The 9,989-nt window shown below is 67.8% G+C and carries 8 protein-coding genes; 7 read left to right on the top strand and 1 reads right to left on the bottom strand.

The features are described from left to right. Positions 1 to 91: 91 nt before the first annotated feature. The 3 genes from pedF to AC3FMM_RS30315 all read left to right on the top strand — a co-directional run bounded on the left by pedF (position 92) and on the right by AC3FMM_RS30315 (position 2,780). Entirely contained in the window at positions 92 to 571 is a 480-nt protein-coding gene (gene pedF, locus AC3FMM_RS30305; protein WP_115712784.1) for a cytochrome c-550 PedF, read from the top strand. A gap of 57 nt (positions 572 to 628) precedes the next feature. After that, a complete protein-coding gene (locus AC3FMM_RS30310; RefSeq protein ID WP_488688135.1) occupies positions 629 to 1,537 on the top strand; it encodes a substrate-binding periplasmic protein in 909 nt (302 codons plus the stop codon). 229 nt (positions 1,538 to 1,766) lie between these two features. Continuing rightward, the gene (locus AC3FMM_RS30315) at positions 1,767 to 2,780 is read left to right on the top strand and encodes a YihY/virulence factor BrkB family protein (RefSeq protein ID WP_115712786.1); all 1,014 of its coding nucleotides are present in this window, start codon (positions 1,767 to 1,769) and stop codon (positions 2,778 to 2,780) included. Here the strand turns inward: AC3FMM_RS30315 and AC3FMM_RS30320 are convergent. Beyond that, entirely contained in the window at positions 2,699 to 3,571 is an 873-nt protein-coding gene (locus AC3FMM_RS30320) for a LysR substrate-binding domain-containing protein (protein ID WP_115682881.1), read from the bottom strand. The two genes, AC3FMM_RS30315 and AC3FMM_RS30320, sit on opposite strands and share 82 nt — an antisense overlap. Positions 3,572 to 3,815: 244 nt before the next feature. On the opposite strand from AC3FMM_RS30320, the gene psrA reads away from it, so the two are divergent. The 4 genes from psrA to acs all read left to right on the top strand — a co-directional run. Beyond that, positions 3,816 to 4,907 (top strand): iron-containing alcohol dehydrogenase PsrA, encoded by a 1,092-nt coding sequence (gene psrA, locus AC3FMM_RS30325; RefSeq protein ID WP_473703171.1) that lies wholly within the window; start codon positions 3,816 to 3,818, stop codon positions 4,905 to 4,907. 74 nt (positions 4,908 to 4,981) lie between these two features. After that, entirely contained in the window at positions 4,982 to 6,322 is a 1,341-nt protein-coding gene (locus AC3FMM_RS30330; protein ID WP_326348599.1) for an MFS transporter, read from the top strand. 93 nt (positions 6,323 to 6,415) lie between these two features. Then, entirely contained in the window at positions 6,416 to 7,861 is a 1,446-nt protein-coding gene (phnY, locus tag AC3FMM_RS30335) for a phosphonoacetaldehyde dehydrogenase (RefSeq protein WP_488688138.1), read from the top strand. Positions 7,862 to 8,043: 182 nt separating this feature from the next. Continuing rightward, the coding region (acs, locus tag AC3FMM_RS30340) for an acetate--CoA ligase (RefSeq protein ID WP_488688140.1) at positions 8,044 to 9,989 on the top strand (1,946 nt) is incomplete at its 3' end.

A 9,989-nucleotide genomic window follows, 5' to 3' on the forward strand; every position in this document is an offset into this window, starting at 1 on the left:
AAACGCGGCATTTTCGCCTTGCCTCGGTGTTGGTATGGCTCTTGCGGAAACAGGGCAAACAAAGCCAGCCCCATCACTGTAGGAGACATCCATGAAAACGCAGCGCCGCCTGCTTGCCTTGCTCTCGCTTTGCGCGTCCCTGACCGCTATTTCCGCCAGCCCGGTGCTGGCCCACGGCGATGTCACGCCCCAGGCCGTCGACACCAAAGCGTTACCACAGCTGGGCGACGAATGGCGTCCGGACAATCCCTACCGCAGCGGCGATGCGCACAAAGAGGCGCTGCGCATCGGCTCGTCGGCGTACAACCAGAACTGCGCGCGCTGCCACGGGCTGGAAGCCGTGTCGGGCGGCATTGCCCCCGACCTGCGCAAGCTGGACGGCGACTGCGTCGCGCTGGCCGACGCCAAAAAGAAGCAGGCCTGCCAGAGCGAGATCTCGCAGTTCTACACCACCACCGTGCGCAAGGGCCGCACCCGCGACGGCCGCGTCTACATGCCGCCGTTCGACGGCGTGCTGAGCCAGGAGGCGGTCTGGGCCATCAAGACCTACCTGGAATCGCGCCACGAGTAAGCGCCGCGCCAACGCCATCGATGCCGCCGATCCCCTTCGTCCAACTGGAGCAATGCCATGCCTGACAGCCCTGTCCGCGGCCCACGGCTTACCGTTTCCGTCCTGACCGCGCCGTCGGCGCGGATGCTGCGCTGGCTCGGCTGCATCCTGCTGGCTGCCGCCGCCTTGCTCGGCGTGTCGCCGGCGCATGCCGACCTGGCCCGGATCCGCCAGGCCGGCACGCTGAAGGTGGCAGTGTACAAGGGCCTGCCGCCGTTCTCGGCGCTGGCCGGCAGCCAGTACGCCGGCATCGACGTGGCGCTGGCGCAGGCGCTGGGCAAGGCGCTGGGCCTGTCGGTGGCGCTGTTGCCGTTCGATGCCGACGAGAACATGGCCGACGACCTGCGCGCGATGGTCTGGCGCGGCCATTACCTGGGCTACGGCCCGGCCGACGTGATGCTGCACGTGCCGGTGGACCGGGCCTTCATGCGCGCCAACGACAAGGCGCTGATCGTCGCACCTTACTACCGCGAGACCTTCGTGCTGGTGCACGACCGCGAGCGGGTGCCGGAGGTGCGCGGCCTGGAAGACCTGGCCGGCCAGCCCACTGGCGCGGCCGCGGGCTCGGCCGGGGCCAACGCGCTGTTGTCCGCCGGCGGCGGCGCGCTGCGTGACCGGGTCAGGATTTTTCCCGAGGCAGGGCTGGCGCTGCACGCGCTGTTCTCGGGCGAGATCGCCGCGGCGCTGGTGACGCGCGCGCAGTATGAAAGCGCGCTCAAGGCGGGCGGCCACGCCGGCGGCCGCTATGCCGCGGCCGACATCAGCGCGCCGCTGCTGCCGCCGCGCGGCTGGGCCGTCGGCATGGCGGTCAAGGCGGGCGAACGCGAGCTGGCCGAAGCGCTGCAGTCGGCGCTGGACAAGATCCGCGCCAACGGCGAGCTGGCGCGCATCTTCGGAGGCTACGGCGTGTCGATGCAGGCGCCGTGAAGCGGATGTTGTAAAGAATGCACGCGATCCGGCACTGCGGGGTCGCCACGCTGGCGCGGGCCTGAGGCACCCGCGGCGGTCCGGCGGGGCGTCGGTGGGGCGCCTGTGGGGCTCTGGCGGCGCCGCGGCGCCACGCCTGCCATCGCCGCAGCACATCGCCGCAACACATGGGCGCGGGCAGGAACGGGAATTGCGGGGGCAGGGCAGTATCGTGACTGGGGATCGAGCGATGCCTTCCATTTCGTCGGTTCTGCTGTCCTCGCCCCGCGCGCTCTACGGGCTGCTGCGGGATACCGTCAACGCCTGGGTGGAAGACTACGCCCCCAGCATGGGCGCGGCGCTGGCCTATTACACGGTGTTCTCGATCGCGCCGCTGCTGCTGATCGTGATCTCGGTGGCGGGCGTGGTGTTCGGCCACGAGGCCGCGCGCGGCGAAGTGGTGGCGCAGTTGCAGGGGCTGCTTGGCCCGGAGGGCGCCAAGACCGTCGAAGCCATGCTGCTGGCGGTCAGCAAGCCCGCGGCCAGCGCGCTGACCGCGGTGGTCGGCGTGGTGGTGCTGCTGATCGGCGCGACCACGGTGTTCGCCGAGCTGCAGTCCGCGCTCGACCGGATCTGGGAGGTGCCCGAGCGGCGCAAGAGCTCCGGCCTGTTTGCGCTGCTGCGCGCGCGGCTGCTGTCGTTCGGCATGATCCTGGGCATCGGCTTCCTGCTGGTGGTGTCGCTGCTGTTGAGCGCGGGGATCTCCGCGCTCAACCGTTTGTGGGGGCCGTTGTTTGGCGCGGAGGAATTGATCGCCCATGTGCTCGACACCGTGGTCAGCCTGGTGCTGATCACGGTGGTGTTCGCCATGATCTACAAGATCATGCCGCGCGCCAAGGTGCGCTGGCCCGACGTGTGGCTGGGCGCGGCGGTGACGGCGCTGCTGTTCACGCTGGGCAAGTTCCTGATCGGCCTGTATATCGGCAAGAGCGGCGTCGCCAACGGCTACGGCGCCGCCGGCTCGCTGGTGGTGCTGCTGCTGTGGGTGTATTACTCCGCGCAGATCTTCCTGCTGGGGGCCGAGTTCACCTGGCAGTACGCACGCCGCTACGGTTCGCGCCGCCATGAGGCCGCGGCCGAGCGCGAGCGCGAACTCGAACGCGAGCGCGCCAGGTCCCAGTCTCAGCCGCCGCCCAGCGCCACCGCGAACAGCGCCGAGATCAACGGGCGTTCCTTGCGCACCGCCAGGCAGCACAGGGAATAGTCGATCGACAGCAGCGGCTCGTCCACCGGCACCACCTGCAGCCCCGGCAACGGGATGCATTCGATCTCGGTGACGAAGCTCAGTCCCATGCCGCTGGCCACCGCATGCAGGATGGCCTCGCGGCTGTTGATCTCCATCGCGCAGTGCAATGCCACGCCATGCTGCGCGCACGCGCGTTCGACACGGTCGCGCGTCTTCGAGCCCGGCTCGCGCTGGATCACGGGTTCGCCGGCGAGGTCCCGCAGCGTGACCGTGGTGCGCCCGGCCAGCGCATGGCCCGCCGGCATCACCGCGACAATGCGTTCCTTGCGATAGGGCACCACATGCAGCCCCGCCACCGGGTCAGGCTCGGCAAGGATGCCGGCGTCGATGTCGAAGTCCTGCAGGCCGCGCAGGACCGACGCCTCCGAGCCGATGGTGACGGTCAGCTCCAGCGCCGCATGCGCGCTGCGGAAGCTGCGCGCCAGCCCCAGCGCGATCGGCGGTGACACCGCGCCCACCCGCACCAGCCCGGTCTTGAGCTTGTGCGCACTGTGCAGGAACTGCATGGCTTCCTCTTCCTGCCCGAACAGCCCCTGCGTGATCGCATAGAGCCGCTCGCCGGTATCGGTCAGGCGCACGCTGCGCCCGCTGCGCAGGAACAACTCCACGCCGAAGCGCGTCTCCAGTGCCTTGACCTGGTCGGTCACGGTGGGTTGCCCGATATGCAGGTATTGCGCCGCGGCGGTGAAGCCGCCAGTGCGCGCCACCGCGTGGAAGCAGCGGATCGACTTGTAGTACTGGTGGAACATGGATCGGATAGGGGCTGGCCGCCGCTTCGGCGGCGTGTCCGGCGAGTCTCCCACAGCCGCGCGCCGATGCGTACAGGGTTTCCCCGAGGCCGGCGCGGCGCCGCGGCGATCCATCGGTTTTGGCGCAGTCGGGCGTCAAAGATGCGATTGGACCGGGGCTTTGGCGTCTCCCACACTTCTGGCAACCAGGCGCGCGGTGCCAACCGCGGCCAACGCAACCCAGAGCCAGAACCGAGGAGACCCCATGACCCATGCCTACCACAACCCCGTGTCGATCCATTGCGGGGCCGGCGCGCTCGACCAGTTGCCGGCCTTGCTCCACGGCCGGCGCGCCGTGGTCGTGACCTTCCCTGAAGCGCGCGCGCTGGGACTGGTGGCGCGGCTGGAAGCATTGCTGGGCGCAGACCTGGCCGGGCTGATCGAAGACGTGCAGCCCAATCCGGACGTGGCGCATCTGTCCGGCCTGTACAACCGCTTCTGGGAACACGCCGACCGCTGCGACGCCATCGTCGCGGTCGGCGGCGGCAGCGCCATCGATACCGCCAAGGCGCTGATGGCCGGCACCCGCTCGGGCCGCTTCGACTCGCTGGTCAGCCTGCTGGCGAGCGGCAAGTCGTTCACGCCGGCGCAGGTCAAGCCGCTGATCGCGGTGCCGACCACCGCCGGCACCGGCAGCGAAGTCACGCCGTGGGCCACCATCTGGGACGCGGCGAACCAGAAGAAATACTCACTGCACCTGCCGCAGACCTGGCCCGAAGCCGCCATCGTCGATGCGCAGCTGATGCTGTCGGTGCCGCGCGGCACCACCATTGCCACCGGCCTCGATGCGCTGTCGCATGCGCTCGAATCGATCTGGAACGTCAACGCCAATCCGGTCTCCGACACCTTCGCGGTGTCGGCGGTCGAGGACATCTTCGAGACCCTGCCGCAGCTGGTCCAGAACCTCGATGACCTGTCGCTGCGCGAGCGCATGGCGCTGGCCGCACTCAAGGCCGGCCTGGCGTTTTCCAACACCAAGACCGCGCTGGCGCACTCGATCTCTTACGAAATGACGCTGCGCCACGGCCTGCCGCACGGCATTGCCTGCTCGTTCACGCTGCCGCTGGTGCTGGAAAAGGCGTGGGCACGCCGCCCCGACCGCGACCGCACGCTGCAGCGGCTGTTCGGGCCGTCGCTGGACGGCGGGCAGCAGCGCCTGCGCGCCTTGCTGCAAGGGCTGGGAGTGAAGACCGAGTTTGCCGATTACGGCGTCAGCGACGACGAGGCCGGCGCCATGATCGCGCGTGCGCTGGACGGCGCCCGCGGCAAGAACTTCATCGGCGCCGTGCCTGCGTAGCGGTTCCCCACGGCCGGTGTTTACCCGGCCACACGAGCCCGACAGACGGGCCGACAATATAAAAGGAGACAACCATGGAAACAGCCGACCGCATCCAGGTGGGGGCGTACGTCGCCCCGGCCGAGCAATCGTTCCGGCGCGCGCAGTGGCGGATGCTGCTGGCCGCCATGTTCTGCTACTTCTTCTTCTACACCGGCCGGCAGACCTTCGGCTTTGCCATCCCCGGCATCCAGGAAGAGTTCGGCCTGTCCAAGGCGGCGCTGGGCTGGGCCTCGACCTGCCTGCTGTGGTGCTACGCCATCGGCCAGGCCATCAACGGCAACCTCGGCGACAAGTTCGGCGGGCGCCGCGTGATGACCGCCGGCGCAATCCTGTCGTGCGCGGCCAACTGGGTGGTCAGCTTCGCCGTCGGCTTCAAGAGCCTGGCGATTCCGTGGGGCATCAACGGCTATTTCCAGGCACTCGGCTGGGCGCCCGGCAGCCGCTTGCTGTCGAACTGGTGGGGCGCCGAGGAACGCGGCAAGGTCTATGGCTTCTACGTGTTCGCGGCCGGCTGCGCCTCGGTGCTGTCGTTCGTGACCTCGATCGTGGTGGTGAACATCCTGCACCTGGACTGGCGCTGGATCTTCCGCCTGCCGGTGCTGCTGATGCTGGTGGGCGGCATCACCTTCTACCTGATCGTGCGCGAGCGGCCGGAAGACCTCGGCTACAAGTCGCCCGATACCGGCGTGGCCAAGGGCGAGGATGACGACCCGCGCGCAACGGCACGCACAACGGCCCACACAGCGGCCCACACAGCGCCTGAAACCGATGCCGAGGAAAGCTCGTGGTCGCGCTACAAGGCGGTGCTGCGCAATCCGCGCCTGATCATCGCGGGGCTGTCGATCGGCTTCCAGAACGCGGCGCGCTACGGCCTGATCGTCTGGGTCCCGGTGCACTTCCTGGGCAAGAACTGGAAGACCGCGGAAACGCTGATCGACCCGGCCTGGATCTCGGTGGCGCTGCCGGTGGGCATGGCGTTCGGCGCGCTGTCCAACGGCTGGATCTCGGACCGGCTGTTCGGCTCCAGCCGCAGCAAGGCCATCATGCTCTACATGGTGCTGGGCGCGATCGCATCGATGGTGATGTACCAGCTGCCGACGGGCATGGGCGCCATCGTCGCGCTGTTCCTCGCTGGCTTCTTCGTCTATGGCCCGGCCTCGTCGTTCTGGGCGCTGTGTCCGGACCTGGTCGGCGCAAAGCGGGCGGGGACGGCCACCGGCATCCTCAACTTCTTCTCCTACCTGCTCGCCGGACTAGGCGAGCCGCTGATCGGCCGCATCCTGGACCAGTCCGGCAATACCTCGCTGGTGTTCCCGATCGTGGCAGCCAGCTGCATCATCAGCGCCGTGATCGCGGCGTTCATCCGCCGCTAACGCTAGCCGGGCGGGGCCGGCACCGCGCCGGCCCGCCTGCGACGCCCGCATTGTCTTTCAACACACTGCTCAGAAACCCGCGAGGGTAAAACCATGACCGCATTGCATGCCATTCCCGATATCCGCCACGAGGCCCTTCGCATCGCCGGCGAAAAGATCTACCGCGAAGACGTGATCGAGGTGACCTACCCCTACACCGGCGAAGTCATCGCCACGGTGCCCAAGGCCACGCTCGACGACGTGCGCCGCGCCTACCGCATCGCGCGCGACTACCAGCCCACACTGACGCGCTACGAGCGCTACAAGATCCTGATGCGCGCGGGCGAGATCATCGCCTCGCGGCTGGACGAGATCTCGCGCACCATCACGCTGGAATCCGGCCTGTGCCGCAAGGACTCGCTGTACGAAGTCGGCCGCGCCTCGGACGTGCTGCTGTTCGCCGCCAACCAGGCGCTGGTCGACGACGGCCAGGTGTTCTCGTGCGACCTGACCCACCACGGCAAGAGCCGCAAGGTCTATACCCTGCGCGAGCCGCTGCTGGGCGTGATCACCGCGATCACGCCGTTCAACCACCCGCTCAACCAGGTGATCCACAAGGTCGCGCCGGCAGTGGCCACCAACAACCGCATGGTGCTCAAGCCCAGCGAGAAAACGCCCCTTGCCGCGTACCTGCTGGCCGACATCCTGTATGAGGCTGGGCTGCCACCGCAGATGCTGTCGGTCATCACCGGCGACCCGCGCGAGATCGCCGACGAGATGCTGACGCACCCCGACGTCGACCTGGTCACCTTCACCGGCGGCGTGCCGATCGGCAAGTACATCGCCGCCAAGGCCACCTACAAGCGCCAGGTGCTGGAGTTGGGCGGCAACGATCCCATCATCGTGATGGAAGACGCCGACCTGGAAGAAGCCGCCACGCTGGCGGCGAGCGGCTCGTACAAGAATTCCGGGCAGCGTTGCACGGCGATCAAGCGGATGCTGGTGCACGAGTCGGTAGCGGAGCGTTTTGTCGACCTGCTGGTGGCAAAGACCGAGGTGCTCAACTATGGCGATCCGATGGACCCCAAGGTCGATATGGGCACGGTGATCGACGAGGCGGCGGCGATCCAGTTCGAGCAGGTGGTGAACGAAGCCATCGCCTCTGGCGCAACGCTGCGCTACGGCAATATCCGCCGCGGCGCACTGTATTCGCCCACCGTGCTCGACCACGTGGATCCGGAGATGACGGTGGTGAAGCATGAAACCTTTGGGCCCGTGTCGCCGGTGATCCGTTTCAGGGATATTGATGAGGCGATCCGGATTTCGAATGGCACGGCGTATGGGCTGTCGTCATCGGTCTGCACCAACCGGCTCGACTACATCACGCGCTTCGTGCGGGAGCTCAAGGTTGGTAGTGTCAATGTGCGGGAGGTGCCGGGGTATCGGCTGGAGCTGACGCCGTTCGGTGGCATCAAGGATTCCGGCCTGGGCTACAAGGAGGGCGTGCTGGAGGCGATGAAGAGCTTCTGCAACACCAAGACCTACTCGCTGCCCTGGTAAGCAGCGCGCGCCGGCGGGGCAGTTCGTCCCTGCGCCGCCGGTACGTGGCAAGCGCCTCTACTGTGTCTCCGGGTAGTCGGGGCCCCGGCGTACTCCAGCACTGTCGCCCCCGGATTCTGGCCGCCCCATGGCGGCTTTTTTTCCATCGGCGCCGCATCCATTGCGCCATGACCGCACCATCCATGACTTCCCTCCAATCCATCCTGCTCGAAGCCAGGCTGTTTCCGCCTGCCCCGCAAGCCAGCGCCAAAGCCGCCATTCCCAGCATGGAGGCCTACCAGACGCTGTGCGACGAAGCCGGGCGCGACTACGAAGGCTTCTGGGCCCGCCACGCGCGCGAGCTGCTGCACTGGAACAAGCCCTTCACCAAGGTGCTGGACGAGAGCAACGCGCCGTTCTACCAATGGTTCGAGGACGGCGAGCTCAACGCCTCGTACAACTGCCTGGACCGCAACCTGCAGAACGGCAATGCCAACAAGGTCGCGATCGTGTTCGAGGCCGACGACGGCACCGTCAGCCGCGTCACCTATCGCGACCTGCATGCCAAGGTGTGCCGCTTTGCCAACGGCCTGAAGTCGCTCGGCATCAGGAAGGGCGACCGCGTGGTGATCTACATGCCGATGTCGGTCGAGGGCGTGGTCGCGATGCAGGCCTGCGCGCGCCTGGGCGCGACGCACTCGGTGGTGTTTGGCGGCTTCTCGGCCAAATCGCTGCAGGAGCGGCTGGTGGACGTGGGCGCGGTGGCGCTGATCACCGCCGACGAACAGATGCGCGGCGGCAAGGCGCTGCCGCTCAAGGCCATCGCCGACGATGCGCTGGCGCTGGGCGGCTGCGAGGCGGTACGGCATGTCATTGTCCACAAACGTACCGGTGGGGCGGTGGCCTGGACGCAGGGACGTGATTGCTGGATGCGCAATCTTTGCGCGGGCCAGCCCGATACCTGCGAGGCCGAACCCGTCGGCGCCGAGCATCCGCTGTTCGTGCTCTACACCTCGGGCTCCACCGGCAAGCCCAAGGGCGTGCAGCACAGCACCGGCGGCTACCTGCTGTGGGCGCTGATGACGATGAAGTGGTCGTTCGACATCAAGCCCGACGACCTGTTCTGGTGTACCGCCGACATCGGCTGGGTCACCGGCCACACCTATATCGCCTACGGCCCGCTGGCGGCCGGCGCCACCCAGGTGGTGTTCGAGGGCGTGCCGACCTACCCGAACGCCGGCCGTTTCTGGGACATGATCGCCCGCCACAAGGTCAGCATCTTCTACACCGCGCCGACCGCGATCCGCTCGCTGATCAAGGCCGCCGAGGCCGACGAGAAGATCCACCCCAAGCAGTACGACCTGTCGAGCCTGCGCCTGCTCGGCACCGTGGGCGAGCCGATCAACCCGGAAGCGTGGATGTGGTACTACAAGAACGTCGGCAATGAGAACTGCCCGATCGTCGACACCTTCTGGCAGACCGAGACCGGCGGCCACATGATCACGCCGCTGCCGGGCGCGACGCCGCTGGTGCCGGGCTCGTGCACGCTGCCGCTGCCGGGCATCATGGCCGCCATCGTCGACGAGACCGGACAGGACGTGCCCAACGGCAGCGGCGGCATCCTGGTGGTCAAGCGCCCGTGGCCGGCGATGATCCGCACCATCTGGGGCGATCCGGAGCGCTTCAAGAAGAGCTATTTCCCCGAAGAGCTCGGCGGCAAGCTCTACCTGGCCGGCGACGGCTCGATCCGCGACAAGGACACCGGCTACTTCACCATCATGGGCCGCATCGACGACGTGCTGAACGTGTCGGGGCACCGCATGGGCACGATGGAGATCGAGTCGGCGCTGGTGGCCAACCCGCTGGTGGCAGAAGCCGCGGTGGTGGGCCGCCCGGACGACATGACCGGCGAAGCGATCTGCGCCTTCGTCGTGCTCAAGCGCTCGCGCCCGAGCGGCGAGGAAGCGGCCAAGCTCGCAACCGAGCTGCGCAACTGGGTCGGCAAGGAGATCGGCCCGATCGCCAAGCCCAAGGACATCCGCTTTGGCGACAACCTGCCCAAGACGCGCTCGGGCAAGATCATGCGCCGGCTGCTGCGGTCGCTGGCCAAGGGCGAAGAGATTACGCAGGACACCTCGACGCTGGAGAA

This window comes from Cupriavidus sp. 207A1 (assembly GCF_057798955.1).